Consider the following 25,130-nt stretch of genomic DNA (forward strand, 5'->3'; position numbering starts at 1 on the left):
CAGGATCTCCTGGCGCATGAAGAAGCGGCCTGCCTCGGCGTCGGCGTGGTGATTGGCTTCGGTGATCCAGCCCTGGTGCTGGGCCAGGAAGGCGCTGACTGCCGCCACGATGCCAACCCGATCAGGGCAGGACAGGGACAGGGTGTAGCGTCGAATGGGGGTGCTCATGCTGTTTTCCTTTTGCTCGGCCTCTGATGGGCCACTCGTTCGGCGACGCTGTAGGGGCGACTTCAGTCGCCCGCGGACTTCGATCAAGGGCATGCCTGTGGATGGCGGGCGGTGGGCGACTGAAGTCGCCCCTACAAGTCGCACCTACAAGCCACCTCTGCGGGAACGCGGGGCTCAGCCCTTGGCGGTGCGCTTCAGCTTCTGGGGGTCGTCGAAGGGCAGGGTGTGGGTGGTGGCGTTGCAGGTGAGGCTGGCGCCACGCAGCTCCAGCTTGCGCCCGGGCACGGCGTAGGCCGGGTCGAGGCGGGCGATGGCCATGGAGCGTTCCGTGAGGCGCGAATACATCCCACAGGTGACGAAACCCACCTTGATGTCTCCGTCGTAGAGGGCGTCGCCCCCCAGGGCGGCCTCGCGGCTGGTCAGCTCGATGCCGAAGATCTTGAAGCGCTCCTGCCCCTGCAGGCGGTAGTGCTCGGCGGCGCCGCGGAAGTCCTTCTTGCCCGGCGACACGGTGAAATCCAGGCCCAGCTCCCACAGGCTGTCGCCGATGGGCTCGCCGTCCATGGGGTACATGTCGGAGTTGTCGTAGGGGTAGAACAGCAGGTAGCTCTCGACCCGCAGCCAGTCCAGGGCGGTGAAGGAGCAGGGCATGATGCCCATTTCCTTGCCCTCGGCCACGATGGTGTCCCAGATCAGCGGCGCGTCGGCGGCCTTGCAGAAGATCTCGTAGCCCCGCTCACCGGTATAGCCGGTGCGGGACAGCATCACCGGGCGCCCGAACAGGGTGGTCTGCAGGTGATGGAAGTAAGGCAGATCACGCACGCCCGGCACATGTTTGGCCAGGAAGTCCACCGCCGCCGGCCCCTGCAGGGACAGATCGTGCAGGTCGTCGTCGAACAGCACCACCACGTTGCGGCCCACCGCGCCGCGGGTCAGGATCTCGTGCCCGGCGCCGGAGCCATGCACCACCATGAAGCTGTTGGGGCCGTTGCGGTAGATCACGCAGTCGTCGATGAACTTGCCGGCCTCGTTGAGCATGCAGGCATACACCGACTTGCCCGGGTAAAGCTTGCTGACGTTGCGGGTGGTGGCGAAGTTGATCAGGGCTTCGGCGTGGGGGCCGATGATGTGCATCTTCTTCAGGCCGGACACATCCATCAGCCCGGCCGTGGTGCGGATGGCCGCGTGTTCGTCGGCCAGGCTGGTGGAATAGGTCCACGCGGTGCCCATGCCGTTCCAGTCTTCGAGGCCGGAACCCAGGGCGCGATGGCGGTCGGCGAGGACCGAAAGTCTCCATGAACTCATTTGAAACTCCTTGCTGAAAGGGGTTGGAAATTGAGTTCAATTAGGCCAGCCGGGCCGGCGGCGGGAAATACTACTCTGGTACTACTTCAGGGAGAGGGGCGCGGGTGTGCTGCGCTCTCCTTCGCGCAGTTCCCGCAGCCAGACGGCGGCTTCGAAGCGGTTGCGCAGGTTGAGCTTCTGCAGCACGTGCTTCACATGCACCTTCACCGTGCTCTCGGCGATGCCCAGGGAGCGGGCCACGATCTTGTTGGAGGCGCCTTTGGACACCAGCTCCAGGGTCTCCTGCTCCCGCACGGTGAGGGAGGCCCAGCCGGCGTCGATGCTCTCGCGACTGGGGGGCTGGGGCTTGGCGAGGAGGCCGCCGACCTCGGCCGACAGCACCGTGCCCCCGGCGGCCACCTGGCGCAGCTTGAGGCAGAACTCGTCCGGCTCCATGTCCTTCAGCAGGTAGCCGCTGGCCCCGGCCTTGAGGGCCTCCATCACGTCGAAGCTGGAGTCCGACACGGTCAGCATCACCAGCCGGGTGGCCGAGCCCGCCGACTGCAGGGCCCGCACCACCGAGATGCCGTCGAGGCCCTTCATGTGCAGGTCCACCAGGGCCACGTCCGGGCGATGGGTCAGCACTGCCTCAATGCCCTCGGCGCCGGAGGCAGCCTCGGCCACCACCTGGATGTCGCCGTACATGGACAGCAGCTGGCCGATGCCCTTGCGGAACAGGGCATGGTCGTCCACCACCACCAGGCGGATCGAGCCCCCCTCGGCGCCCGGCGGGGCACCCGTCATTGCATGTTCCATGGCGCGTGTTTCCTTGTTTGAGTCATCAGGTTCAGTTGCCCGCCGCGCGGGGGCGGAAGCGCATCTCCACGCAGGTGCCCAGGCCGTCGCTGCCGGCCTGCAGGCTCAGGCTGCCGCCCAGCTGGCGGGCCCGCTCGCGCATGATGGAGACGCCGTGATGGCCTTCGCCACCGCTGCCCGGCTGGATGCCGCGGCCGTCGTCCTCCACCTGCACCCGCACCTCGCCGCCATCGATGCAGTCAAGGCGGATCAGGGCATGGTCGGCACGGGCGTGGCGGATCACATTGGTCAGGGCTTCACGGACGATCTGCAGCAGGTGGAATTCCTCATTCACCGACAGGGCCGCGTCGCCCAGCCGGTAGTCCAGCCCGATCTCGGTGCCGGCCCGGGCCGACAGCTCCTCCACCACCTCACGCAGAGCCTGCTGCAGGCCGCCTGGCGGCATGCTGGTGCGAAAGGCCGAGAGCAGCTCGCGCAGGTGGCGGTAGGCGCTGTCGAGCCCGGTCTTGATCTCCGCCGACACCTCCAGCACCCGCCCACCGGGGGCACAGGCGGCGCAGCTACGGCCGATCTCCAGTTGCAGGCGGGCGATCTGCAGCTTCATGTAGGAAAGAGCCTGGGCCAGGGAATCATGGAGCTCGCCGGCAATGGCGTTGCGCTCGTCCATCAGGGCCAGGCGACGGCGGCGCTGGTTGCGCTGCAGGTTGCCGAGAGACAGGGCGAACAGGCCGGCCAGGGCATCCACCAGGCGGCTGTGACGGCTCTCGAACAGGAACTCGCCTGGCGCCTCGACGATCAGCACGCCGTAGATGTTGTCGGCGTCGCGCACCGGCACGGCCAGCTCGACGATCTCCCCGGCCGGGCCGGACACCGAACGGCGCAGGCCGCCGCCCCGGGCCAGGGCCTCGGTGTCGAACTCGTCCAGCAGCCGGGCCAGGCGCGGGGCCCCCAGCTGGGCCGGCACACCCAGGCCTTCCGCCACCGGCTCGAGGAGCGCCAGGGAGCAGCAGCGGGCCTGCAGGCAGTCCGCCATGTCCTCCAGCAGGGCCGTCAGCCAGGGGGGGCTGGCACTGTTTTCGGCCAGACAGGCACAGGCGCGGTAGATGAACTCCAGGGAGCGGGCCGCAAAGCGCTCCTGCTCGCGGGCGTGACGGGAGAGGCGCTCACCGTCGGCCAGGCGCCCGCCCAGCTGGCCGGCCACCCCGTCCAGGGCACGCACCAGGCGGTCGATCTCGTCGACGCCCCCGGCCGGCGCCGCCACCGCACCAGCGGTGTGCGCGGCCACCCGTGCCAGGGCGAGATCGGTGCGCTGGGCCAGCACCTTCCAGGCACCGCGCACGATCAGGGCACAGCCGGCGAGAAACAACAGGGCCAGCACCGCCTGCATCAACTCCACCCCGGCCAGGCGCGACGCCGCCTCGCCGCCGGGTGCCGCCCGGGCCGCCAGCTCCAGGCGCACGGCCAGGCCGGCACTGAAGAACAGGCCCGCAGCCAGGCTGACCAGGCAGGCCAGCATCAGGCTCAGACGGGATAGCAGGGGATAACGATGGAGCACGCTGGGGAGGCCTGTGAGGGTTGCGCCGCCCTTCGGCGCACCCCGACCAAAAAGCAACTTTCGCGCCCCACATGAAACTCATGCCAATGGGCTCGGCGCCCCTCCTCCGCGCCCGGCTCGGTATCGCCCCCACGCGAAGGGGCGGCCCGGCCTTCCCCCGGGCGGGAGAAGACCGGGTGCGGCCTACTTCAGGGTGGCGAGGTAAGCCAGCAGGTCGGCCCGCTCGGTGCTGCTGGCCAGACCGTCATACTTCATCTTGCCCCCCGGCACGGCCTTGCGGGGGTTGCTCACATAGGCGTCGATACGGTCCGGCGTCCAGGTGATGCCGCTGGCCTTCAACGGATCGGAATAGGTGGCGTCGGCGACCGCCCCGGCCTTGCGGCCGACGATGGCGAACAGCGTCGGCCCCTTCTTGTTCTTGCCCTCCCGCACGCTGTGGCATTCGGCGCACTCGGTGGCGAAGACATCCCGGCCGTGCTCCAGGTCTGCGGCCTGGGCGCGGTGCCCGCCGCCGGACAGCATGTAGAGGAGCAGCAGGCCGAAAGGTACGGTACGGAGTTTCATTTCGCCCTCCTCAGAACGACGTCCAGGCAAAGAGGAACAAGGTGTTGTTGTCCTTCGCGTCCCGCCCCTCGCCGTCATAGTTGCTCCTGGCGCCGTTGTACTTGGTGTACATCGTGTACTGGGCGCCCAGCCTCAGGTTGGCCCAGGGGGCGCCCCAGGAGTTCTCCTTGCCCCAGGGCGTCCAGTCGGCCTGGAAGATGTAGCCCGAGGTGTTGGGCGAGCCGTTGGCGTAGCCATCGCTGTAGAGACTGGCATCGCGGGTGCCGCGGGTCGTGAAGCGGCCCAGGGTGGCGCCCCAGGTCTGCAGGAAGTGGTAGGACGCCCCCAGGCGCATTTCGTTGAGGCGGCCCTTCTGGTTGTCGGCCTCGCCGTTGGCAAACATCTGGTTGCGGGTCTGGCGCTCGCGGATGTAGCTGCCGTTGGCGGTAAACACGTGCTCCCGTGTGCCGAGGAACTGGTAGGACGCATCCACCCCCAGGTCGTTGTAGCGGTTGCTGCCGGGCACGCTGCGGTCGGGCTGGAGGCTGGTGTTGAGACCGAACACACCCACGTTGAAGGCCTGCTTCTTGAAATCCTGGAACAGGGCCAGACGCCAGTAGGCGGTGCCGCTGCCCAGGCGGCCGATGTCATCGGCCTTGCCCAGGCCGAGGCGGCTCTGCATGGTCACCGGCAGGGAGCGGTAGGTGCCGATCTCGGCGTAGATCAGGTCATTCCAGAAGGTATAGGCGGACAGCCCGGTGACCCTTTGCTCCAGGGCACCGTTGATGATCGTCGCCGCATCGCCCATGCCGAAGCCGAAGGCCGAGGAGGTATACGGAAAGCCCCACACCGTCATCGAGTTGAAGGGGTCCTGCACGCCGGGGTTGTTATGGAAGGACAGACCGAAGGTGGTCTCCTTTCCGGCGATCTCGGTGGTGTGCACGGCGCGGATGTCGGCCTGATCCAGGGCGGTGGTCCTGCCCACACCGTCGTAGGTGGCCTGGATGAAGGCACCGATCTTGTCACTCAGCCGGCCTGCCAGGAACAGGGAGGCCTCGTCCATGGCCAGGTTGCGATTGACGCTGCCATGCTCGGGCTTCTCGGGCAGGTTCTTGGCGGTCTGGTTGAAGGAGGCGACGATCATGGCCGAGATGGGCAGCTTGCCGCCCTTGCCGTCCGAGTCGGTATAGCCACCGATCTTGAACTTCACGCCGTAGGGGGTAAGTTGCGGGCCGTAGGCGCCCACGTGACAGGCCGCGCAATCCTGGCCCGTCTGCCGGGCAAAGCTGGGGACGGCATGGGCGCTGGGCAGGCCGGCCATCAGGCCGACGAGGCCCAGAGCCAGGGTGCGGAGCTGACGCAGGGAGGGGCCAAGGGAAAGCGCAAAGGCCGCAGCGCGACGCGGTGGTTCGATAGAGCGCATGAAGGTCTCCTGAGAGAAGGTCGTGAAGGAAAGATGAAAGACTTCAGGGACGCTGGTGCAGACCAGGCAGCATGCTGCGCAGGGTCTGGTCCTTGAGGATGAAGTGGTGATGGAGTGCGGCGGCGACATGCAGGCCGATCAGGGCGAGCAGCAGGTAGGCCCCGGTTTCGTGGAGCTCCGAGGCGAGATCGCCCAGGTCTTCATCGATGTCCACCAGGCTCGGGAGCGTGAACAGCCCGAAAAAGCCCGCCGGCTTGCCAAGGCTGCTGGCGAGCAGCCAGCCACATGCCGGGACGGCGAGGAGCAACAGGTAGAGGAGCCCGTGGGTCGCCGCGGCGCCAAAGCGCGCGAGGGCCGGGAGCTCGGCAACCGCGGGCAGCGGATGCAGGGCCACACGCAGGACGACCCGTGCCAGGCCGAGGCCGAGCAGGAGCAGCCCGAAGCTCTTGTGGAGGTTGAGCAGGAGGGTCCGCAGGGCCTTCTCGTCCACCGCCTCGCGGCCCAGGACCAGCGTCACCGCCGCCACCAGCGCGAGGACGGTGATCCAGTGGAAAGCGACGAGGAGCACCGGGCGACGGCCGGCAGGCTTGGGGAGGGGCGAGGCGGAAAAGGACATGGCGGTACCGGGTCGAGACGGACGATGGCCCCGACGGTACGTTGTGCTGCCCTTCAATTCCCTGACGATCGCCCCTCAGGGCAGGCCATCAATCCTGACTGGCGGGAAATTCCAGATGGAACAGGGCGCCGCGGCCGGCGGCCCCATCCGACAGGGTCAGGGTGGCGCGATGCCGGTCGGCCACCTCGCGGACGATGGCCAGCCCAAGCCCTGATCCGGGCGCGGTGGTGTCGCCACCACGCTGAAAGCGCTCGAAGATGCGGGCCCGCGCGGTGTCCGGAATACCGGGTCCATCGTCTTCCACCTCGATGCAGGCGCCCCCCTCGAGGCCCGGGCCACAGCGCAGCGTGATGCGCCCGCCCCGGGGAAGGTAGCGGATGGCGTTCTCGACCAGGTTGGCCAGCATTTCCCGCAACATCCAGGCCGACCCCTGCACGGTCGCCTCTCCCGGCTCGAGGCCCAGGTCGATGTCCTTGGCAAGCGCCGCATCCAGGAAATCATCCACGACCGAAGCGGCCAGCACATGCAACTGGACCGGACGGCGTTCTCCGGCCAGCACGGCATCCGACGACGAGCGGGCCAGGGCCAGCATCTGCTGGGTCAGATGGGCAAGCCGGCCAAGGGGCTCCTGCAGGCGGCCGACCCGGCTCCGCGCATCGGGAGGGAGCTCGCCCAGCGTGAGTTCGAGCTGGGTCTGCAGGCCTGCGAGGGGGGTGCGCAGCTGGTGCGCCGCGTTCGACAGGAAGGCTTGCTGCGCATGCCCCGCCTCGTCGAGGTCGGACATCAGCCGGTTGATGGAGCGCACCAGCGCCCGGGTCTCGCCGGGAGCTTCGGATTCCGGCAGTGGGCGGAAGTCGAGACTGCTGCGTCCGGCAATCTGATCACTCAGGTCATCAAGGGGGCGCAACGCCACGCGAACCCCGAAATAGACCAGCAACAGGGCCGCGGCGATGATCAGCACGTTGGGGCCGATGGTCGCGAAGAGTATCTGCCCCGCGGCGGTGCGACGCTTGTTGAGGGTCTCGGTGACCAGGACGTAGGCGTCCATGCCCTTACCCACGTAATGGTAGGCCGCGGTACGCACCGGCTGGCCCTCGAGCACCGCATCCCCCAGCTGCACCCGGTTGCTCGGCACCGGGCGCGGCAGGGCAAGCAGCGGCGTGTCACCGGCAATCACTTTCCCCTCGGTAGAGACCACAAGGTAGCGGACCTGATCGTAGGGGTCGGCGCGGAGGATCTCATCGGCCGCCGGGGGCAGATCCACCTCCATGTCCACGTCGTCGTCGTCCCGCTCGAGGCGGGTGGCCAGGGCAATGGCAGTGCTGCTCAGGGCATTATCGTAGGCCTGGCTGGCGATATGGATGGCGGAGCGGTACTCGGCAAAGACGCTCAGGGCCAGCAAGGCCAGCAGGGGCCAGGAGATGAAAGCCAGCAGCCGGGCCCGGAGGGGACGGACATCACGGTGCCGGCGCAGCATCATCCGCCTCCGGTTCGATGCGATAGCCGATCCCCCTCACGGTGCGGATACTCAGGCCGCTGCCCTGCAGCTTGCTGCGCAGGCGGGACACGTAGATCTCCACCGCGTTCGGGGTGATCTCCTTGTCCCACTGGCTGAGGCTGTCGGCCAGCTTGGCCTTGGCGACGACCCGGGGCATGCCCAGCACCAGCTGCTCCAGGATGTTCCATTCGCGCCCGGTGAGCTCCAGGGGCGCTCCGCCCAGACGGGCCTCGTGGCGCTGGGCGTCCAGCTCGAGGGCCCCCACCGACAGACTCAGGCTGGCCGCCGCCCGGCTGCGCCGGATCAGGGCCCGGATACGCGCCATCAGTTCCTGGAGCAGAAAAGGTTTGGTCAGGTAATCGTCGCCGCCGATATCCAGCCCCACAACCCGGTCGTCGAGGGCATCCCGGGCCGTCAGGATCAGCACCGGCGTGAGGGTGCCCCGTTGCCGGAGCTGCCGGATCAGGTCCAGACCGCTCATGCCCGGCAGCCCGATATCGATGATCGCCAGATCGTAGGCGGTGTGTCCCAGCACCGCGAGCGCCGGCTCGGCCGCACCCAGGGCATCGACACGAAAGCCCTCGCGGCCCAGGGCCTCCGCCAGCCCGGCGGACAGCACGTCATCATCTTCGACCAGCAGCAATCTCATGGCAGAGTCTCCTTACGGCCCCTCGCCCTTCCAGAAGCGCTCCATGGCGATATAGGCGTAGGACGCCGACCAGCCGATGAGGAGCAGACCGTTGAGGGCCTCAGCGCCGGCCAGCAGGCGGACGGCCCCGGTGGGCACCACGTCGCCATAGCCGAGAGAGGTATAGGTCTCGGCCGAAAAATACAGGCTGGTGGCCATGGAGAAGCTCTCCGCCTCCTGCAGGGAGCCCAGGCCCGGCTGATGGATGAGGCTGTAGAGCGCCACCGCGTACAGCAGGATCTCCACCGCATGCGCGAGGAAGGTGATGATGATGACCAGGATCAGCTTGGCCCGGGGCTGGATGCGGACCAACGGCAGCATGATGCTCAGACCCCGCAGCACCTCGTAGTGGATCAGGGTGGTGGCAACCAGCAGGCTAAGGCAGACGACAATCACGAGCAGCATCGCTGCACTCCGACAAGGGGATCGGGCGCCATTCTGGGCCTGATTCGAGCGGCGTGAAAGCCCGCCCCCACAAGCCCCCGCGCCATCCGTTGCCTCGCCCACCCGCGCCCTGTCGGAGCCCCTGCGCACCAGCGCTGTGCGCCAGCGCCCGCGCCGGCGACGGAATCGCGGCCCCGGCCCGCCATCCTGCACCGCCGGGGCGGTGGAGTGAATCCTGCTTTGCATGGCCCATGCCGCGCCCTTCCGCCCCGCCCCGATGACCCTCTACCTGTTTGCCACGCTGCTGGCCTCCACCCTCCTTGCCATCGCCCTTGGCGACGCCAGCCAGCCCTCGCCGGCGGTGTGGGGGCTGCCCCTGCTGCCGGCCCTGGCCTGGGCCGGCCTGCGCTTCGGGTCCCGCGGGCAGGTCGCCACCCTGCCCCACGGCCAGGCCGATGCCGGCCAGCCCCTGGCCCATTTCGCCCTGCACAGCGGCCAGCCGGCCCTGCTCGCCGAAGGGGGGCGCATTGCCAATGCCAACCAGGCGCTGCTGCGCACCCTCGGGCTGGAGGGGCGTGGCGACGAGCTGATCGGCATGCCTCTGGACAACATCGTGCATCCCAAGCACCACAGCCGCCTCACCGCCCTGCTGGCCGCCGAGACGGCGTCGGGGGATGCCGGGGTGATCACCCTGCTGCGGGCCGACGGGGTGCCCTGGCTGGCCCGCCTGAGCCTGTTCCGGGGCGACCGCTCCCCCATCGCCCTGCTCCAGTTCGGCGCCCCGGCCGACCTGCCCGACGCGGGCCCCGACCGCCAGTGGGGCAACCGCCTGGCCCACTTCTCGGGGGAGATCCTGTTCGCCCTCGACAGCCAGCTGCTGGTCACCTGGCTCAACCCCCAGTGGGAGAAGGCCAGCGGCCGCCCGGTGGCGGACAGCCTGTTCCTGCCCTTTCTGCCCCTCTTCCACCTGGAAGATCGGGCCGCCCTGACCAAGGGCCTGCGCCAGCTGCAGGCCGGCGAACGGGACGCCCTGAGCCTGGAAGTGCGCACCCTGGCGGGCCGTGCCCTCGGCCCGCGCTGGGTGGAGCTGCGTGCCTGGCCCCTGGACCTGCCCGCCGGCGGCGAGGCCGGCATCGTCGGCATGCTGCTGGACATCGACCAGCGCCGCCGCCGCGAGGAGGCCCTGCGGGCCCAGCGGCGCAGCCTGCACACCATGCTCGACAACCTGCCGGGCATGATCTATCGGGGCCAGAACGACAAGCACTGGACCATGGAATTCGTCAGCGAAGGCTGCTTTGAGCTCACCGGCTACACCCCGCTGGAGCTGGTGGACAACCAGTCGGCCAGCTTCGCCGACCTGATCCACCCGGAAGACCGGGACTTTGTATGGAACTACGTGCAGATGCGCCTGACCCGACGCGAACGCTACGAGCTCAGCTACCGCATCATCGACCGGGACGGCCAGGAGCGCTGGGTGTGGGAGCAGGGCCGCGGCATCCATTCGAGCCGGGGCGAGTTCCTCGGCCTGGAGGGCTTCATCACCGACGTGAGCAGCAGCCGCGGCGCCCAGGAGGAGGCCCGGCGCCGCCTGTTCTTCGACAACGCGGCCGGCCTGCTGGGTTTCAGCCTGTTCCTCGACCGGCTGCAGCACCTCTTCCAGCACGCCCCCATCGCCGGCTACCCCTTCGCCCTCTTCCATCTGGCGGTGGACGCCCTCGACAGCATCCAGGCCGAGCACGGCCCGGCCATGGCCGAACGGGTGATGGTGGAGAGCGGCAAGCGCCTGCGGGTGGTGCATAGCGACTGCAACGGCGCCGCCCGCCACGGGGATGGCTTTGCCGTGCTGATCGCCGACTTCCGGCCCGAGACCCTGGCCTGGGCCGGCCCCTGCAGCGCAGCGCCGGCATCGGAGGCGGGCCTGCAGCACCTGGCCACCGCCCTCGCCGGTCTCGTCGAGCGCCCCCTGCGCATCGACGGGCACAACATCAGGCTGCGGGCCCGCATCGGCATTGCCCCCGCGCCTTCCACCTGCGCCGATGCCGCCGCCCTGCTGGCCGCAGCGGTCAGGGCCGAGCCGCGCAGATCCGGCGGAATCGCCGTGCCCGCGGCAGGCAGCTCGGCCGGGCGGAGCAGGTGATGTCAGGCCCGTGGGTCGAATTCACTCGATCTCCGCGCGCTCAATCACCGGCCCACCTTTGATCGAAGTCCGCGGGCGAATGAATTCGCCCCCACGGGAGCAGCAGTGCTGGCCGTTGATCACCTGGGCTCAGTCGCCCACGCGCACCACGATCTTGCCGAAGTGGCTGCCGCTCTTCATGTACTCGAGGGCGGCCGGGGCGTCGGCAAAGGCAAACTCCCGGTCGATCACCGGGCGGATGGAGTGGGTGTGGATGGCCGCCAGCATGTCCGCAAACATGGCCCGGCTGCCCACGAAGATGCCCTGGATGCTCGACGCCTTCGGGATCAGCATGACCGGGTTGGCCGCGCCGGCCAGGCCGGTGAGCACGCCAATGTAGGCAATCCGGCCGCCAGTGGCGACGCTCATCAGCGAACGCTCCAGGGTGCCCGGGCCGCCCACTTCCAGTACCACATCCACGCCCTGCCCGCCGGTCAGGCGCAGCACTTCCTCATGCCATTCCTGGTGGTGGCGATAGTTGATGCCGTGGTCGGCGCCCAGGGCCTTCGCCCGCGCCAGCTTGGCGTCGTCGCTGGAGGTGATGATCACCTTTGCCCCCGCCGCCTTGGCGAACTGCAGCGCGAAGATCGACACCCCGCCAGTGCCCAGCAGCAGCACGGTCTGGCCGGGCTTGAGCTCGCCGGCTTCGAACAGGGAATTCCAGGCCGTCACCGCGGCGCAAGGCAGCGTGGCCGCCTCGGCGTAGCTGAGGCCGTCGGGCAGCTTGATCAGGCCGCTCTCGTCCGACACGAAACGCTCGGTGAAGGCCCCGGCCGATTCGGCCCCACGCGCATCGGACAGCGCCCGGGCGTCGGGCTTGCCGCTGCGCCAGTGGGGGAAGAACAGGGTCGCCACCCGGTCGCCCACGGCCAGGCCCTGCACCTTGCTGCCCACCGCCACCACCTCGCCGGCGCCATCGGAGCAGGGCACCAGCCCGCCGGGGATCGGCGCGAAGTAGGTGTTGCGGGTGACCAGAATGTCGCGGAAGTTGAGGGATACCGCCTTGATGGCCACCGCCACCTCGGTGTCGCCGAGGGGCGCCGGCTCGAAGGCGGCTTGCTGGAGCGGGGAGTCGATGTTGTCGGGGAAGACTTCGTAGCGTCTCATGGTGGAGCTCTCTTGTTGTTGGGGAGGGAGGAGGATTCTGGCACGGGAGGCACCACGCCGAATACGTGTCTCAGGACGGGACACCCCCCGCCTTCCGGACCTTTCCGGCCACCCCCGCCAGGCGCGCCACCAGGGCCGGGATGTGCCCCGCCTCGGTCAGGCCATAGCCGAGCACCAGGCCGTTGCCCGGCGCGGTGCCGGTGTAATAGGCGCTCAGGGGGCGCGGAGCGATACCCTGCTCAAGAGCCGCCTCGGCCAGCACCGTGTCGGGCACCGCCGGCGGCAGGCCCAGCACCAGGTGCAGGCCGGCCTGCCCGCCAAGGATAGGGCAGTCATCCCCGAAGCCGGCCTGCAGGGCCGCCCGCAGCACCGCCTGGCGTTCGCGATACACCGGCGCCATGCGCCGCAGGTGGCGGGTCAGCTGCCCGCTCTCCAGCAACCGGGCGAGGGCCCGCTGCTCGACGGCCTGGCCGCCCCGGTAGAGCTTGCGGATGCCCTCCCCCAGCTCGGCGGCGGCCCAGCGCGGCACCACCATGTAGGCGATGCGCAGCCCCGGGTAGAGCAGCTTGCTGAAGGTGCCGACGTAGATCACCGGCGCCTCCGGGCGCAGGCCCTGGATGGCCGGCAGCGGGCGGGCGCCAGGCTGGGCGTGGTTGAAGTCGCTATCGTAGTCGTCCTCGATCAGCCAGCCGCCGCCGGCCTCCACGCCGGCCAGCAGGGCCAGGCGCCGCTCCAGGCTGAGGACGCTGCCCAAGGGGTACTGGTGGGAGGGCGTGACATACACCAGGCGGGGTGGCGCTGCCTGCCACAGGCCCGGCGCCGGCGCCATGCCGTCCCGGTCCACCTCCACTGCAACCGGCGCGAGCCCGGCGGCGAGCATGGCATTGCGCGCCGCCGGGTAGCAGGGGTTCTCCAGCCACACCGTCTCGCCGCTGTCGGCCAGCAGCCGGGCGCAGGCGTCCAGGGCCACCTGCCCGCCGGCCACGATGAACACCTGCTCCGCCGTGCACGCCACCCCGCGGCGCGCCGACAGGAAGGCAGCCACCGCCCGGCGCAGCTCCGGCTCGCCCCCCGGCTCGGCATAGGCCAACTGGCGGGCCGTCACCTCGGCCCAGGCCTGGTGCAGCAGGCGCGCCCAGGTGGCCCAGGGAAAGGCGTTCAGATCCGGCGCGCCGGGGGCAAAGGGCAGCAGGGCTTCACTGCGCTTGATGGCCGGCAACTGGTGCGCCCGGCGCGACAGGGTGTGGGCGCCGGCCGGCCGGTACTGGGTGCCACCAGCCGTGCCCAGGGGCAGGGCCGCCACCCAGGTGCCGCCCCGGTCCGCCTCGACGAAGCCCTCCGCCAGCAGGAGCTGGTAGGCAAACAGCACGCAGTTGCGCGCCATGCCCTGATCGGCCGCCAGCTGGCGGGTGCCCGGCAGCCGCGTTCCCGGGGCCAGGCGCCCGTCGAGGATGGCCGCCTTGAGCAGCCGGTACAGGCGCAACTGACGCGCCTCGGCGGCTGCAACAGCGGGATCATCGAGGGCGGAGAGGACGAGGCTGAGGGGCATCTGGCTCCATGAAGGGCAATTCTGGTGGCCCCATGGATGGTGCCACGCCGCTGCTATGCTGGCACCACTTATCCAGGAGCCTCCCATGTCAGCCCCCAGCCCCCGTACCCAGGTCCACCGCAAACCCCAGCGCGCCCATTACGACGCCAGCACCGTCCATGCCATCATCGACCAGGCCCTGGTGTGCCAGATCGCCTTCAACCAGGGCGGCAGCGTGCACTGCCTGCCCACCGCCTGCTGGCGTGGCGGCGACCACCTTTACATCCACGGCGCCAACAACTCGCGCCTCACCCAGACCCTGCTCGCCGACGGCTGCGCCGTGTCCATCACCCACCTGGACGGCCTGGTGCTGGCCCGCTCGGCCTTCCACCACTCTATGAACTACCGCTCGGTAGTGATCTACGGCCGCTTCGAGGAGGTGACGGACAACACCGCCAAGGCCGCCGCCTTCCACGCCTTCGTCGAGCACGTCAGCCCCGGCCGCGCCGCCCGGGTGCGCCTCCCCTCCCCCGCCGAGATCGCCGGTACCCGCCTGCTGCGCATCCCCCTGGACGAAGCGGTCGCCAAGATCCGCAACTGGGGCGTGGAGGATTCAGCCGACGACATGGACATTCCGGTATGGGCCGGGGTGATGCCCCTGGCGCTCAGCGCAGGGCTACTGCAGCCGGACGCGGGGTGTGAAGGACGGGAGGAGCCTCAGCAGCCGGGCTTTTTCGCGGGGTGACTGACTCGGCAGGGCATGGGCCCCGAACGCAGTTGGACACCACCGACGGGCAACGGTAGGATTGAGTTACCACAAATGTAGCAAGAATCGCCATCATGCCCGCCACCACCTCCATCCGGATTGACCAGACCTTGTACGATCAGGCGAAAGCCGATGCGGCTGCGGAACACCGCAGCATCGCCGGCCAGGTGGAGTACTGGGCAAAGATCGGCCGCGCTGCGCTCGACAATCCGGATCTTCCGGTCAGCTTCATCGCCGAGTCCCTGGCATCGATGGCCGAGCGTCGCGAGGACGCGAGCCCCTTCGTGCCGAGAAGTCGGCCGCAGTGAGCCGCTACAGCGTTGTCCAGACCCGCCGCTTCGCTCGCCAGTACAAGAAGCTGCACGACAACATTGCCGCCGACGTCGACCAGGCCGTTGCCGATGTCGCCGCGAACCCCGAAAGCGGAGAACGCAAGAAGGGCGACCTATCCGAGTTGCGGGTCGTGAAGTTCAGGAGCCAAGGACAGCTGTACCTGTTGGGCTATACGCTCGAAGACGCTGTCCGGCTGGTTTACCTGGAGGCTGTCGGCCCACACGAGAACTTCTATCGCGACCTGAAGCGAAGCTGACAAGCCAGAGCGGCCCCCTGGGAAGCCACCAAACCCAAGACTACCGGGTGCCACCAAGCGTCGCGCCACGCAGCCTGCGCCAGGTGGTCAGCGCGGCCATGCCGGGCGCCAGCCACAGGGACAGCCACAGCCCCGCCAGGACAGCCAGGGCCAGCGCGTTCGGCCCCGAGCGGGTGATGGTGTAGATGATCGCCAGCGCGATGGCCGTGATGGCGATGGCCAGAGCCGCATAGACGATCGCCAGCTGGCGCAGGAACACACGGGCAAAGGGCCACAGGGGCACGGCCTCCAGGCGCAGGCCTCCCTTGCGGAACGCCACAAAACAGATCAGCGCACACAGGGCCACGGACGCCCCGGCAATCTGCAGCCAGAACGCCGTCGTCCATTCCGCCCGGCCCCGTACGAAGAGCGCCAGGATGACCGAGCTGGCCAGCGCGCTGGCCGCAAACACGACGCGGAGGGTTTGGGTGGGGGTGTTCATGCAAGGAGTCCCGAGTGGCAGGCGGTGTACTTATAACCTGCAACGCGGGACTCAGTCCTTGATGGGCGTGAAGTCATCACCCCCCAACCGGAGGCGCCTGTCAGGCCCTCACCCGTGCCTTGGTCGGGTCGTAGTGCGGGAACGCCACCACGGTCGCATCCAGGCGCTTGCGGTGTCCGTCCAGCTGCCCCACCTGGAGCGCGGTCTCCAGGGCCGAGTAGGCCACGTCCACCCGGGCCAGGGCGATCTGGGTGTTGAGCACCGGGGAGCGGACGCTGCTGGTGATCTCGCCGACCCTGGCACGCCCCAGGTAGATGCCGTCGCCGTGACTGGCGGGTTCGTTGCCGCTGATGGCGAGGCCGACCAGCTTGCGCCGGGGGTGGGCCTTGCGCTCTTCCAGGGCGGCCTTGCCGATGAAGTCTTCGGGTTTGGAGAGGGCCACGGTGAAGCCGATGCCGGCTTCGAAGGGGTCAGTCTGGTCGCAGAACTCCTGCCCGGCGAAGGCCAGGCCGGCCTCGATGCGCAGCATGTCGAGGGCGTCGAAACCCAGGGGTGCGATGCCCAGGGGTGCGCCGGCGTCCATCACCGCGGTCCATACCGCGGCGCCGTCGCGGGGGTGGCACCACAGCTCGAAGCCCAGCTCGCCGGTGTAGCCGGTGCGCGACACCACCACCGGGATGCCAGTGGGGCCGCCGAGGCGGGCAGCGGTGAAGCGGAACCAGCCGAGCTCGGCGATGCCGGGCTGGACGGGGGCGGTCCACAGCAGGCGGGTGAGCAGTTCGCGGCTCTTCGGGCCTTGCACGGCCAGGTTGTGCAGGGCGTCGGTGGTGTCGCGGATGTGTACGTCGAAGTTGCCGGCGGCGGCCTGCTCCTTCAGCCACAGGCCGGTGGTGTCTTCGCCGCACACGAAGCGGAACACGTCGCGCCCCAGGCGGAACACCGTGCCGTCGTCCATCATGCCGCCGTGGGTGTGGCACACGGCGGTGTAGACGATCTGCCCCACGGCGAGCTTGCGCAGGTCGCGGGTCTGCACCTTCTGCAGCAGGGCTTCGGCGTCGGGGCCGGCGACGTCGAACTTGCGCAGGGCCGACAAGTCCATGACGGCCACTTTCTCGCGGCAGGCCCAGTATTCGGCCAGGGTGCCGTGGCCGACGAAGCTGCGCGGCAGCCAGAAGCCTTTGTAGTCGATGAAGTCGCGGGTGAGGGTTTCGGTGACGGGGGCGAAGGCCGTCGGGCGGGTCAGGCGGGCGGGGGAGTCGGGCGTCATGCGGTGGGCCATCGCGCGGGGGAAGGAGTGGTCGGCGGCGTAGACGCGCGCCTCGATGTCGGTGGGCTGCCAGGCGTTGGCGGGGTCGATGTCGTCGGCACAGGACGACACCGCCACCACCAGATCCTTCAGGGCGCGCAGCAGCACATAGTCGCCGGGCTTCGACCAGGGTTCGGCAAAACCCAGGCTGCCGCAGGGCTGGATGAAGGTGTTGTAGAAGAAGTTGATGGCCGGCCAGCCCACCCGGGGGCGGATGCCGAAGCCCTCCAGCGCGGCGTTGAAGTTGTCGCTGCAGTTGGCGTGGCCGGGAAAGCCCAGGTCGTCGTAATACTTGCTGGTGCAGGCCAGGGCAAAGGCGTCGTGACGACCGACGGTGTCCTGCACGGTTTCGAGCAGGGGCTGCATGCGGGCGTCGAAGTACTTGGCGTGCAGGCCGGGCCGGGGGTAGGCGGCGCCAGCCAGGGTGCGGGTCACGGTGGGGTCGAGGCCCCACTCGTCCCCGGCTTCCAGGGCGGCGGCGTCGAAGGCCAGCAGGTCGGAGCACTGCCGCCCTTCCACGTCGATGACCTGGATGAACTGCCCGGCCTTCACCGTGAAGGCCCGGGCCGTGGCGGCGGCCACGCGGATCACCGCCAGCGGCTCGGGTAAGACCTGGGCGCTGCGCTGCGGCACTTCGGCGCGGAGCAGGAAGGGGTCGCCCTCCGCCTCCACGGCGTCGGGCACAGGGGCGAGGGAGCCGGGCAGGATGGCATTCACGCGCGGCTCTCCTTTTCCATCAGCTGGCGGTAGCCACCGGCACAGAACACCAGGGGCTCGCCGTCCTGGAAGCGCAGCTGGCGCACCTCGGCCACGAAGATGATGTGATCGCCGCCCGGGTACTGGGCGAAGGGCACGCATTCAAAAGTGGCCAGTGCACTGTCGAAGACCGGCGCCCCATGCTCGCCGGTGACGTAGTCGAGGTCGGCCCACTTGTCGCCGCCGCCCCAGGCGAAGCGGTTGGAGAGTTCGCTCTGGCCGGCGTCGAGCACGTGGATGGCCAGCGGCCCGCCGGCGGCGAAGCTGTCGCAGCAGGCGCTGCTGCGCGCCAGGCTGAAGAGCACCAGCGGCGGGTCGATGGACACGGAGTTGAAGGAGCTCACGGTGGCCCCCACCGGCCGCCCCAGTTCGTCCCAGGTGGTGACGATGGTGACGCCGGTGGGAAACAGGCCGAGGACCCGGCGGAACAGGCGTCCGTCAAAGGGCGCCCGGTGGGCGGGCGCCACGGCAGACACCGGAGCAGGCTGGTGGAGGGCGGCTTGCATGGCGGGCTCCCGTGCTCAGGCCTGGGCGTCGGCCAGGAGTTTGCTGGCGAAGGCGGCCTTCTCTTCCTTGCTCATCTTCTTCAGCTCGTTGTTGAGCACGCGCTGGTTCACCGCCTGGTTCCAGTAGTCCAGCACCTCGAAGCCGAGCAGCGCTGCCTTGCCGACGAACTGGCGCAGCACTTCGTTGGTGGGGCCCATCACCCAGCCGGCCTTGCCGTCGCGGAGCAGGCGCTCGATGCCCAGGGCCGGCTTGTAGCCGGTGCCGCCACAGGCGTGGAGCATCTTGTCCACCACGAAGGTGACGTTCTTGGAGGAGAAGAACTTGACCTGCCACAGCCAGTTGAGGATGCCGGTGCGCGGCAGGTGGCCGATCTCCCGGTGGGCGGACCAGTCGCAGTTGTTGGTGAGGTCATCGAGGGCCTTGGCGGCCAGGTACACATAGCTGCGGCTGGCGTTGGTGTCGATCAGGCACTCACCCACGTAGTCCTGGATGGTGGGGTAGTCGGCCACGCGCATGCCCACGTCGTTGTGCACCTTGCGGGTGGTGTGGTTCTTGGTGATGTCCATGGCGGCCAGGCTGATGCCGTTCCAGCAGGCGGACGAACACACCAGGAAGAAGGGGTCCACCACTTCGTCATTGGACTTGGCGCCGTCGCCCACCGGGCCCACCAGCGCGTCCCTGGCGATGTCGACGCCATCCACCGAGATGGGGCCGGACTGGTTGCCACGCATGCCCAGGCCGTCCCAGTTGGCGGGGTCGGCCTTGATCTGGTCCTTGGTGACCAGGAAGCAGGACAGGTCGGAGTAGTCGCCGCCGAAATCCGGCGAGGTGGTCTGGATGATGTACCAGTCGGCAAAGCCGCCGGAGGTGGTCCACGAGGCCTTCTTGAAGACCTTCCAGCCGTCGTCGGTGCGCTCGGCGCGGGACGACATGGGGTACCAGAAATGGGAGCCGGTCTCCGGGTCGGAGTAGGACAGGGTGCCGATCAGCACGTCCTTGTCGACGCGGCGCAGGATGTCCTTGAGGCGCTCGTTGTCGTGGTGGCGCAAGAGGGCGGCGGCGCAGGCGCCCAGGTGCATGGTGTAGCACATGGCGGTGGAGGGGCAGCCGTAGCGGGCGATGGTCTCCACCACCATGGCGGCGCACAGGTGGCTCTCACCGCGGCCGCCCAGCTCCTTGGGGATGGTCAGGCTCATCAGGCCCATGGCGGCCAGGGCTTCGAAGTTCTTGCGGGGGTAGACGTACTTCTTGTCGCTCTCGATGGCGTTGGGGCGCAGGGTGGTTTCGCACAGGGCGATCAGGTCGGCCTGCAGGGCCTTCTGCTCGGGGCTGAGCAGCCACTGGGGGCTCCATTCGGCGCCGATTCCAACGGGGGTCATCTGGGTGCTTGCGTTCATGGTGGTTTCCTTTGCGTGAGTGTTTTGAAGAGGGGGATTCGTAGGGGCAAATGAAGTCGCCCCTAGGGGTCAGGTCAGCGTGTCGACGCCGGCTTCGGTGCCAATCGGCAACTCGGCGCCGTCGTCATGCCGGCTCAGCCACGCCAGGGCGGCGGGCAGGTAGCGGGTGAGGCCCTTGTATTCGACGAGCTGGGGCGGCAGGCTCGACAGCACTCGGTGGAGTCGGGCGCCCCACTTGGGCACCCGGGCCAGATCGTCCAGGGAGGCCAGATAGCAGCGGATCGGGAACAGGATTGCGTTGCTGCGGGGCAGGCGCCACAGGGTCTGCAGCTCCACGCGCAGGTGCACCTTGCTGCCGGCGTTGTCGGGGGTCACGCTGGCCCGGTCGGTGCCCCATTCGGGGAAGCTCTCGGGCGAGGTGTCGAGGCGCGGGTTGATGGTCATGGTCCAGTTGAGGCGGCGCACCGGCTGGCCCAGGCGCAGCATCAGCAGGTATTTGAGGGCGCGCTCGAAGACGCCGGTCTGGTGGGCCAGGGGCACCGGGCCGTGCCATTCCATGAAGCTCATGCCCACATCGAACTCCAGGGACCAGTCGGCCTGGGAGGTGACCATGCCGGCGTCCATGTAGAGGTTGTCGTCGCGCTGGTCACAGATGGCGAAGTCGCCCTGGGCCTGGCGGGTGATGTATTCAAAGGGCTCGCAGGGCAGCGTGGCGGCGTCGCCGAAGATGAAGCTCTGCTCGATGCCCAGGGGCCGGTTGGTCCAGGTCCAGCGGCTGCCGAAGTCGTCACCTTCCTTGGTCAGGGAGAAGTGCTCCGGGTAGTCGGCCGACAGGTTCTCCATCAGCAACTCGAGGGTGTCCCACTGGGCCAGCATCATGTGGGGCAGCACCTGGCAGCGGCCGGGGTCGCGCTCCAGGGTGATGGCCCGGTCGCGGCATTCGGCGATGTAGTGCTCATCCACATCGAAGGGCCGGATGAAGACGTCGCTGGGGCCGCTGCGCACATGGGGCTCGATGTTGACGCTGTACATGTACTTGTCTTCCGGGAAGGGGAAGGGAAAGCGCAGGATGGCGGCGTCGCTGTTGCGGTAGCTGTAGTCACCGCGGAAGGTTTCTTCAGGTTTGAAAGCGATGCTCATGTCGATCTCCTGTAGGGGCGACTTCAGTCGCCCGCGGGGGTGGGTTGGGCGACTGAAGTCGCCCCTACAGCGGTTTCACAAATCCAGCACCAGCCGCCCGGCCCGGGCCCGCGAGACGCAGGGCATGATCAGGCGGCCGGCGGCGCGCTCGTCGGCGGACAGGAAGTGGTCGCGGTGCTCGGCCTCCCCTTCCAACAGGGGGGTGACGCACACGCCGCAGGCGCCACCGCGGCACAGGCAGGGGGCGGCCACGCCGGCGCGCTCGATGGCGTCGAGCAGGCTTTCGTCCTCGGCCACCTCCAGCTCGATGCCGGAGCGGACCAGGAAGGCACGGAAGGCTTCGCCGCCGAACAGGGCCGAGCCGAAGTGCTCGCAATGCACGTGGCTGGCGGGCCAGCCGGCCACGGCGGCAGCGGCCATCACCTCGTCGTTCATGGCGGCGGGGCCGCACACGTAGAGGTGGGTGCCCGCCGGCTGGCTGGCCAGCAGGGCCGGGATGTCGAGGCGGTGGCCGTCGGCGTCCCAGTGGAAGGCCACCGCCGGGCTGCTGCCCAGCCAGGGTGCGAAGACATCCTTTTCCGACTCGCGGCAACACACGTGCAGGGCATGGCCGGCACCGGTGAAACCGAACTCGGCCAGATAGGACAGGAAGGGAGTGATGCCGATGCCGCCGGCGATCATCAGGTGGTGGCGGGCAATGCGCACCGGCGCAAAGAGGTTGCCCGGCCAACCGGCCAGCAGCCGGTCGCCCACCTCGAGTTGCTCGTGGATGAAGGCCGAGCCGCCGCGGGAGGCGGGCACCCGGCGCACGATGATCTCCCAGGCATCCCGGGCGCCGGGCCGGCTGACCAGGGAGTAGGCGTTGCGCCAGGTACGCGCCGCGCCTTCCAGCACGAACTGGACGTGGGCACCGGCGGCGGCCGGGGGCAGCTTGCCACCATCGGCCGCCACCAGGCGCAGGTGACGCAGGCCGGGGGCGATGTCGGTCACCGCCGCCACCTGCAGCAGGAGGGTGTCGCCGATCATGCGAAGACCTCCTCGATGGCCGGGATCTCGCCGGGCGCCTCGGCGTCCACCATCACGCCCATGAAGGCGCCCAGGCGGCGGGAGAAGTGGTCGCGCACCAGCAGGTGGCGGCCACAGCCGGCACAGGGCACGACGTTGGTGGTCACCTGCTCGGTGACGCCGTGGCAGTGGGTGCACCACACCCGGCGCTGCAGGCTGCCGGCATGGCACAGCTGGAGCTGGCCGGGGCCGAAGCCGACGATGGCCGCCGCAGTGGCCACCGACCACAGGAAGGGCTCGGTGCCCTGCACGTAGAGCCGGTCGCCGATGCCGTAGCCGCGGGTGGCGCAGGCCAGGGCGTCCACCACGTCGGCCACGGCCGGCAGATGCCAGGGCTTGCCGAGGCCGGGTGCGGCCAGCGCCTCGCCCACCAGCCAGGTATGAAGGTTTGCCACCACCGGAGCGAAGGCGTCGGCCAGGCCGGCCAGGCCCCCGGGCTGCAGGGTGGCCGCCTCGATCACCAGCAGATGGCCGGCGGCGGCGAGGTCGGGTTCGAGGGCCCGGTAGGTCGGGCGGCTCTTGATGTCGGAGTGCAGCATCGCGGGCCTCCTCACAGCACGGCCATGGCGTGGGCGATGGCGATCACCGCCGCACCGCCGGCCAGGGTCAGGTAGGGCAGGATGCCAGCGCGGGTACCGACGCCCGTCTCGCTGCCCAGATGCATGTCTTCCTGCATCGCCGCAGGAAACTGGCCCTTGTCGACGATGTAGTGGCGGTAGAAGAACACCGGCAGGATCATCGCCGCTGCCAGCAGGCCGGTGGCCAGGGTGCCGGCACCCCAGATGTCGGCGCCCATGCCCATCAGCGCCAGATTGACGAAGGCCAGCACGGTGCCGATGGCAATCAGCCAGGTGGGCGCCTTGAAGGGGCGCGGCCAGCTCGGGCGGTCGATGCGGTGGATCCAGGCGGCGTTGAGGTTGAGGAAGTTGAAGAGGATGTAGCAGACGTTGGAGATGGCCAGCACGAAGACGTAGTCGGACATCAGCAGCAGGATCAGGTTGAAGCCCAGGTCGGTCCACATGGCCGGGGTCGGCGCGCCGTTGGCATTCACGTGCGACAGGTACTTGGGTAGCCAGCCATCCACCGAGGCCTGGTACAGGGTGCGCGAGGAGCCCGCCATCGAGGTCATGATCGACAGCACCAGGGCCAGCACCAGCATCGCCATCAGCACATGCTCGACCAGCGCGCCGGCGCCCAGCATGTGGGCCATGGCGTGGGCCACGCCCATGCCGCTGTAGATGTCGGGCGACAGGATGCCGTCGTACACCGCCGGGGTGACCACGTTACCCGCCGCATCCACCACCGCCGGCGTAACCAGCTGGCCGAGGCCGATGGAGCCCTGAAAGGCCAGCGGCACCACGGTGAACACGAAGATGCACAGCAGGCCCGAGTACAGGATGGCCTTGAAGGTGTCGGTGCGCGGGTTGCGGAACTCACGGGTGTAGCACACCGCCGTCTCGAAGCCGTAGGTGGACCACGCCGCCATGAACAGCCCGCCGGAGATCAGGGTCAGCCCGGCCATGTCCCAGGCGCCGTCGATCACCGCACCGCCGGCATCCTTGGCCAGGGGGTAGAGGGGCGTCAGGTTGGCGGAGGGCACGTCACCGGAGAGCAGCGGCCACAGGCCGATCAGCATCAGCGGCGCGAGGGCCGCAACGCCCAGCACCATCTGCATGCGCGCCGCCTGCAGGATGCCCCGATGCTGGATGGCGAAGGCCGCCAGCAGCACCGCCGCGCCCAGCACGAAGGTGGCGTTGATGCGCAGGGACAGGCCAGCCTTGATGCCGGAGAGATCCAGCAGGGTGATCTGCCAGGTGTTGATGGCCGCATCCGGCGCAAACAGGATGGACAGGATGTAGCCCGCCGCCAGCCCCGAGCCGATGGCCAGCACTGGCGACCAGGCCAGCCAGTTGCACCACACCGAGAGCGGCGCCAGCATCTTGCTGTAGCGCACCCAGGCCACCGCCCCATACACCGACGCGCCGCCCGACTTGTGCGGGAAGAGGCCGGCGATCTCGGCATACGAGAAGGACTGCAGGAAGCCGAAGGCGATGGAGATGATCCACACCGCCCACGACGGTTTGCCCACCGTGGCGGCGATGGAACCGATGGAAAAAAGCACCAGGGCCGGCACCCCGCTGGCCACCCAGAAGGCGCCCGCCCAGCCGATCTTGCGATGGAGCGTCGCGCTGGCGCCGCCGCTCCCGATGCCGCCGGTCACGGCATCCACTGTCGTCGTGTTCATCTGCGTTCTCCTCAAGGTCGAATAAAAACCACACCGCCAATAGCGATATGGCTGCACTGTCCGCCGCCGGGCCGTGGCGAACAATTCGACTTTGGGAGTAGGTCGCAGGGGGAATTGAGGAAGGTCGCGGGCGGGCGTGAAATGGCCTCACCCCAACCCCCGGAGGCACCTCCAATGAAAATTTCTCTTCGGACAATGAGCGCAGGCCTGCTCATCAGCCTGCCCGCCCTCGTCGCCCCCGCCTTTGCAGAAGACGCCCCGGCCGCCGCGCCGGAGCTGACCACCAACATCGGCCTGGTCTCGGAATACGTGTTTCGCGGCATCCGCCAGACCTGGGGCAACCCGGCCATCCAGGGCGGTGTGGACTACGCCCATGCCTCGGGCTTCTACGCTGGCGCCTGGATGTCCAACACCAGCGCCAACCTCTACGCCAACGCCAACGTGGAGATCGACCTGTACGGCGGCTACCGCGGCGCAGTGGGGGATTTCAGCTACGACGTGGGCCTGCTGCAGTTCATCTTCCCGAAAGCCAACTACGACAAGATCACCCCCGCCGGCAGCTATGCCAGCAAGACCTACGACACCACCGAGCTCTACCTGTCGGGCACCTGGCAGTGGCTCAACGTCAAGTACTCCCGCGCCCTCACCGACGTGGGCTACTTCGGCTTCAGCAGCAACAACGCCGGCTTCGGCGCCTTCCCCAACAAGCCCAACGCCGGCGTCACCGGCAAGGACACCACCGGCTCCTGGTACATCGAAGCCAACATCACCTACGAATTCATCCCCACCTGGACCGCCACCCTCCACGCCGGCCGCCAGACCATCGCCAACTCAAAAGGCCTGGACTACAGCGACTACAAGGTGGGCGTGACCAAGAGCATGCCCGGCGCCTGGACCCTCGGCCTGGCCTACACCACCACCGTCGGCGCCGACTACTGGAAGAACTACCCCAGCCTGGCCGGCAACGGCACCACCAAGGACATGAACGCCGGGACGTGGATCGCCTCGGTGAACCGGGTGTTCTGATTCAAGCGTTCTCCCAGCAAGGTTGGCACCTGCGGCGGCCCCCTGAAACGGGGGCCGTTTTTTTGG

General features: G+C 68.8%; 25 protein-coding genes. 5 read left to right on the plus strand and 20 right to left on the minus strand.

Annotation, left to right across the window (positions count from 1 at the left end):
- From L6Q67_RS24580 to L6Q67_RS19985, 10 genes are all read right to left on the minus strand, one after another.
- Positions 1 to 156: ACT domain-containing protein (locus tag L6Q67_RS24580; RefSeq protein ID WP_367171660.1), on the minus strand; the 156-nt coding region annotated here is incomplete at its 3' end.
- A 186-nt stretch (positions 157 to 342) separates the two neighbouring features.
- On the minus strand, positions 343 to 1,473 hold the full coding sequence (locus L6Q67_RS19945; protein WP_296573783.1) for an aminomethyltransferase family protein: 1,131 nt from the start codon (positions 1,471 to 1,473) through the stop codon (positions 343 to 345).
- A gap of 81 nt (positions 1,474 to 1,554) precedes the next feature.
- A complete protein-coding gene (locus tag L6Q67_RS19950; protein ID WP_296573785.1) occupies positions 1,555 to 2,268 on the minus strand; it encodes a response regulator in 714 nt (237 codons plus the stop codon).
- A gap of 31 nt (positions 2,269 to 2,299) precedes the next feature.
- Complete coding sequence (locus tag L6Q67_RS19955) at positions 2,300 to 3,823, minus strand: ATP-binding protein (RefSeq protein WP_296573788.1); 1,524 nt, start codon at positions 3,821 to 3,823, stop codon at positions 2,300 to 2,302.
- 183 nt (positions 3,824 to 4,006) lie between these two features.
- Positions 4,007 to 4,387: a c-type cytochrome gene (locus L6Q67_RS19960; RefSeq protein ID WP_296573791.1), complete on the minus strand. Its 381-nt coding sequence runs from the start codon at positions 4,385 to 4,387 to the stop codon at positions 4,007 to 4,009.
- A 10-nt stretch (positions 4,388 to 4,397) separates the two neighbouring features.
- Positions 4,398 to 5,789, minus strand: a complete 1,392-nt coding sequence (locus L6Q67_RS19965; protein WP_296573794.1) for a cytochrome C — start codon at positions 5,787 to 5,789, stop codon at positions 4,398 to 4,400.
- A gap of 43 nt (positions 5,790 to 5,832) precedes the next feature.
- Positions 5,833 to 6,405 carry a cytochrome b gene (locus tag L6Q67_RS19970; RefSeq protein ID WP_296573796.1) on the minus strand — a complete coding sequence of 191 codons (573 nt, stop codon included), beginning with the start codon at positions 6,403 to 6,405 and terminating at the stop codon, positions 5,833 to 5,835.
- 88 nt (positions 6,406 to 6,493) lie between these two features.
- The gene (locus L6Q67_RS19975) at positions 6,494 to 7,882 is read right to left on the minus strand and encodes a sensor histidine kinase (protein ID WP_296573800.1); all 1,389 of its coding nucleotides are present in this window, start codon (positions 7,880 to 7,882) and stop codon (positions 6,494 to 6,496) included.
- The gene (locus L6Q67_RS19980) at positions 7,863 to 8,552 is read right to left on the minus strand and encodes a response regulator transcription factor (RefSeq protein ID WP_296573803.1); all 690 of its coding nucleotides are present in this window, start codon (positions 8,550 to 8,552) and stop codon (positions 7,863 to 7,865) included. The genes L6Q67_RS19975 and L6Q67_RS19980 overlap by 20 nt, the downstream gene beginning before the upstream one ends.
- Positions 8,553 to 8,564: 12 nt before the next feature.
- The gene (locus tag L6Q67_RS19985) at positions 8,565 to 8,996 is read right to left on the minus strand and encodes a potassium channel family protein (RefSeq protein ID WP_296573805.1); all 432 of its coding nucleotides are present in this window, start codon (positions 8,994 to 8,996) and stop codon (positions 8,565 to 8,567) included.
- A 223-nt stretch (positions 8,997 to 9,219) separates the two neighbouring features.
- Here L6Q67_RS19985 and L6Q67_RS19990 point away from each other — a divergent pair, with 223 nt between their 5' ends.
- Positions 9,220 to 11,112: a PAS domain-containing protein gene (locus L6Q67_RS19990; RefSeq protein ID WP_296573808.1), complete on the plus strand. Its 1,893-nt coding sequence runs from the start codon at positions 9,220 to 9,222 to the stop codon at positions 11,110 to 11,112.
- 129 nt (positions 11,113 to 11,241) lie between these two features.
- Here L6Q67_RS19990 and L6Q67_RS19995 read toward each other — a convergent pair whose 3' ends face one another.
- Both L6Q67_RS19995 and L6Q67_RS20000 read right to left on the minus strand, forming a co-directional pair.
- The gene (locus L6Q67_RS19995) at positions 11,242 to 12,258 is read right to left on the minus strand and encodes an NAD(P)-dependent alcohol dehydrogenase (protein ID WP_296573811.1); all 1,017 of its coding nucleotides are present in this window, start codon (positions 12,256 to 12,258) and stop codon (positions 11,242 to 11,244) included.
- 70 nt (positions 12,259 to 12,328) lie between these two features.
- Complete coding sequence (locus tag L6Q67_RS20000; protein ID WP_296573814.1) at positions 12,329 to 13,807, minus strand: PLP-dependent aminotransferase family protein; 1,479 nt, start codon at positions 13,805 to 13,807, stop codon at positions 12,329 to 12,331.
- A gap of 85 nt (positions 13,808 to 13,892) precedes the next feature.
- Between L6Q67_RS20000 and L6Q67_RS20005 the strand changes: the two genes are divergently transcribed.
- The 3 genes from L6Q67_RS20005 to L6Q67_RS20015 all read left to right on the plus strand — a co-directional run bounded on the left by L6Q67_RS20005 (position 13,893) and on the right by L6Q67_RS20015 (position 15,141).
- A complete protein-coding gene (locus tag L6Q67_RS20005; protein WP_296573818.1) occupies positions 13,893 to 14,531 on the plus strand; it encodes a pyridoxamine 5'-phosphate oxidase family protein in 639 nt (212 codons plus the stop codon).
- A 95-nt stretch (positions 14,532 to 14,626) separates the two neighbouring features.
- Positions 14,627 to 14,860, plus strand: coding sequence for a ParD-like family protein (locus L6Q67_RS20010; RefSeq protein WP_296406562.1), 234 nt, complete (start codon positions 14,627 to 14,629; stop codon positions 14,858 to 14,860).
- Positions 14,857 to 15,141, plus strand: a complete 285-nt coding sequence (locus tag L6Q67_RS20015) for a type II toxin-antitoxin system RelE/ParE family toxin (protein WP_296406564.1) — start codon at positions 14,857 to 14,859, stop codon at positions 15,139 to 15,141. Before L6Q67_RS20010 ends, L6Q67_RS20015 begins: the two co-directional genes overlap by 4 nt.
- A 40-nt stretch (positions 15,142 to 15,181) precedes the next feature.
- Here the strand turns inward: L6Q67_RS20015 and L6Q67_RS20020 are convergent, their stop codons facing one another.
- From L6Q67_RS20020 to L6Q67_RS20055, 8 genes are all read right to left on the minus strand, one after another.
- Positions 15,182 to 15,622 carry a hypothetical protein gene (locus L6Q67_RS20020; protein ID WP_296573821.1) on the minus strand — a complete coding sequence of 147 codons (441 nt, stop codon included), beginning with the start codon at positions 15,620 to 15,622 and terminating at the stop codon, positions 15,182 to 15,184.
- Between the two features lie 100 nt (positions 15,623 to 15,722).
- Positions 15,723 to 17,645 carry a DUF1989 domain-containing protein gene (locus L6Q67_RS20025; protein WP_296573824.1) on the minus strand — a complete coding sequence of 641 codons (1,923 nt, stop codon included), beginning with the start codon at positions 17,643 to 17,645 and terminating at the stop codon, positions 15,723 to 15,725.
- The gene (locus L6Q67_RS20030; RefSeq protein WP_296573827.1) at positions 17,642 to 18,190 is read right to left on the minus strand and encodes a flavin reductase family protein; all 549 of its coding nucleotides are present in this window, start codon (positions 18,188 to 18,190) and stop codon (positions 17,642 to 17,644) included. The genes L6Q67_RS20025 and L6Q67_RS20030 overlap by 4 nt, the downstream gene beginning before the upstream one ends.
- Positions 18,191 to 18,205: 15 nt before the next feature.
- A complete protein-coding gene (locus L6Q67_RS20035) occupies positions 18,206 to 19,588 on the minus strand; it encodes an acyl-CoA dehydrogenase family protein (RefSeq protein WP_296573830.1) in 1,383 nt (460 codons plus the stop codon).
- A gap of 69 nt (positions 19,589 to 19,657) precedes the next feature.
- Positions 19,658 to 20,728, minus strand: coding sequence for a DUF3445 domain-containing protein (locus tag L6Q67_RS20040; RefSeq protein WP_296573833.1), 1,071 nt, complete (start codon positions 20,726 to 20,728; stop codon positions 19,658 to 19,660).
- A gap of 75 nt (positions 20,729 to 20,803) precedes the next feature.
- A complete protein-coding gene (locus L6Q67_RS20045; RefSeq protein ID WP_296573836.1) occupies positions 20,804 to 21,754 on the minus strand; it encodes a PDR/VanB family oxidoreductase in 951 nt (316 codons plus the stop codon).
- Positions 21,751 to 22,332, minus strand: coding sequence for a dimethylamine monooxygenase subunit DmmA family protein (locus tag L6Q67_RS20050; RefSeq protein WP_296573839.1), 582 nt, complete (start codon positions 22,330 to 22,332; stop codon positions 21,751 to 21,753). Before L6Q67_RS20050 ends, L6Q67_RS20045 begins: the two co-directional genes overlap by 4 nt.
- Positions 22,333 to 22,343: 11 nt before the next feature.
- Positions 22,344 to 24,038 carry an APC family permease gene (locus tag L6Q67_RS20055; RefSeq protein ID WP_296573841.1) on the minus strand — a complete coding sequence of 565 codons (1,695 nt, stop codon included), beginning with the start codon at positions 24,036 to 24,038 and terminating at the stop codon, positions 22,344 to 22,346.
- 174 nt (positions 24,039 to 24,212) lie between these two features.
- On the opposite strand from L6Q67_RS20055, the gene L6Q67_RS20060 reads away from it, so the two are divergent.
- Positions 24,213 to 25,064, plus strand: a complete 852-nt coding sequence (locus L6Q67_RS20060) for a TorF family putative porin (protein WP_296573846.1) — start codon at positions 24,213 to 24,215, stop codon at positions 25,062 to 25,064.
- Positions 25,065 to 25,130 lie beyond the last annotated feature (66 nt).

It is taken from the genome of Zoogloea sp. (genome assembly GCF_023150065.1).
Taxonomy (GTDB): domain Bacteria; phylum Pseudomonadota; class Gammaproteobacteria; order Burkholderiales; family Rhodocyclaceae; genus Zoogloea.

Bases quoted from the DNA above. Each gene is read 5' to 3' on its own strand.
- L6Q67_RS19990 (WP_296573808.1), top strand. From the start codon at position 9,220: ATGGCCCATGCCGCGCCCTTCCGCCCCGCCCCGATGACCCTCTACCTG.
- L6Q67_RS19985 (WP_296573805.1), bottom strand. From the start codon at position 8,996: ATGCTGCTCGTGATTGTCGTCTGCCTTAGCCTGCTGGTTGCCACCACC.
- L6Q67_RS20005 (WP_296573818.1), top strand. From the start codon at position 13,893: ATGTCAGCCCCCAGCCCCCGTACCCAGGTCCACCGCAAACCCCAGCGC.
- L6Q67_RS20030 (WP_296573827.1), bottom strand. From the start codon at position 18,190: ATGCAAGCCGCCCTCCACCAGCCTGCTCCGGTGTCTGCCGTGGCGCCC.
- L6Q67_RS20020 (WP_296573821.1), bottom strand. From the start codon at position 15,622: ATGAACACCCCCACCCAAACCCTCCGCGTCGTGTTTGCGGCCAGCGCG.
- L6Q67_RS19970 (WP_296573796.1), bottom strand. From the start codon at position 6,405: ATGTCCTTTTCCGCCTCGCCCCTCCCCAAGCCTGCCGGCCGTCGCCCG.
- L6Q67_RS20000 (WP_296573814.1), bottom strand. From the start codon at position 13,807: ATGCCCCTCAGCCTCGTCCTCTCCGCCCTCGATGATCCCGCTGTTGCA.
- L6Q67_RS19980 (WP_296573803.1), bottom strand. From the start codon at position 8,552: ATGAGATTGCTGCTGGTCGAAGATGATGACGTGCTGTCCGCCGGGCTG.
- L6Q67_RS19965 (WP_296573794.1), bottom strand. From the start codon at position 5,789: ATGCGCTCTATCGAACCACCGCGTCGCGCTGCGGCCTTTGCGCTTTCC.
- L6Q67_RS19950 (WP_296573785.1), bottom strand. From the start codon at position 2,268: ATGGAACATGCAATGACGGGTGCCCCGCCGGGCGCCGAGGGGGGCTCG.
- L6Q67_RS19975 (WP_296573800.1), bottom strand. From the start codon at position 7,882: ATGCTGCGCCGGCACCGTGATGTCCGTCCCCTCCGGGCCCGGCTGCTG.
- L6Q67_RS20060 (WP_296573846.1), top strand. From the start codon at position 24,213: ATGAAAATTTCTCTTCGGACAATGAGCGCAGGCCTGCTCATCAGCCTG.
- L6Q67_RS20055 (WP_296573841.1), bottom strand. From the start codon at position 24,038: ATGAACACGACGACAGTGGATGCCGTGACCGGCGGCATCGGGAGCGGC.
- L6Q67_RS20010 (WP_296406562.1), top strand. From the start codon at position 14,627: ATGCCCGCCACCACCTCCATCCGGATTGACCAGACCTTGTACGATCAG.
- L6Q67_RS19995 (WP_296573811.1), bottom strand. From the start codon at position 12,258: ATGAGACGCTACGAAGTCTTCCCCGACAACATCGACTCCCCGCTCCAG.
- L6Q67_RS20040 (WP_296573833.1), bottom strand. From the start codon at position 20,728: ATGAGCATCGCTTTCAAACCTGAAGAAACCTTCCGCGGTGACTACAGC.
- L6Q67_RS20050 (WP_296573839.1), bottom strand. From the start codon at position 22,332: ATGCTGCACTCCGACATCAAGAGCCGCCCGACCTACCGGGCCCTCGAA.
- L6Q67_RS19960 (WP_296573791.1), bottom strand. From the start codon at position 4,387: ATGAAACTCCGTACCGTACCTTTCGGCCTGCTGCTCCTCTACATGCTG.
- L6Q67_RS20035 (WP_296573830.1), bottom strand. From the start codon at position 19,588: ATGAACGCAAGCACCCAGATGACCCCCGTTGGAATCGGCGCCGAATGG.
- L6Q67_RS20045 (WP_296573836.1), bottom strand. From the start codon at position 21,754: ATGATCGGCGACACCCTCCTGCTGCAGGTGGCGGCGGTGACCGACATC.
- L6Q67_RS19945 (WP_296573783.1), bottom strand. From the start codon at position 1,473: ATGAGTTCATGGAGACTTTCGGTCCTCGCCGACCGCCATCGCGCCCTG.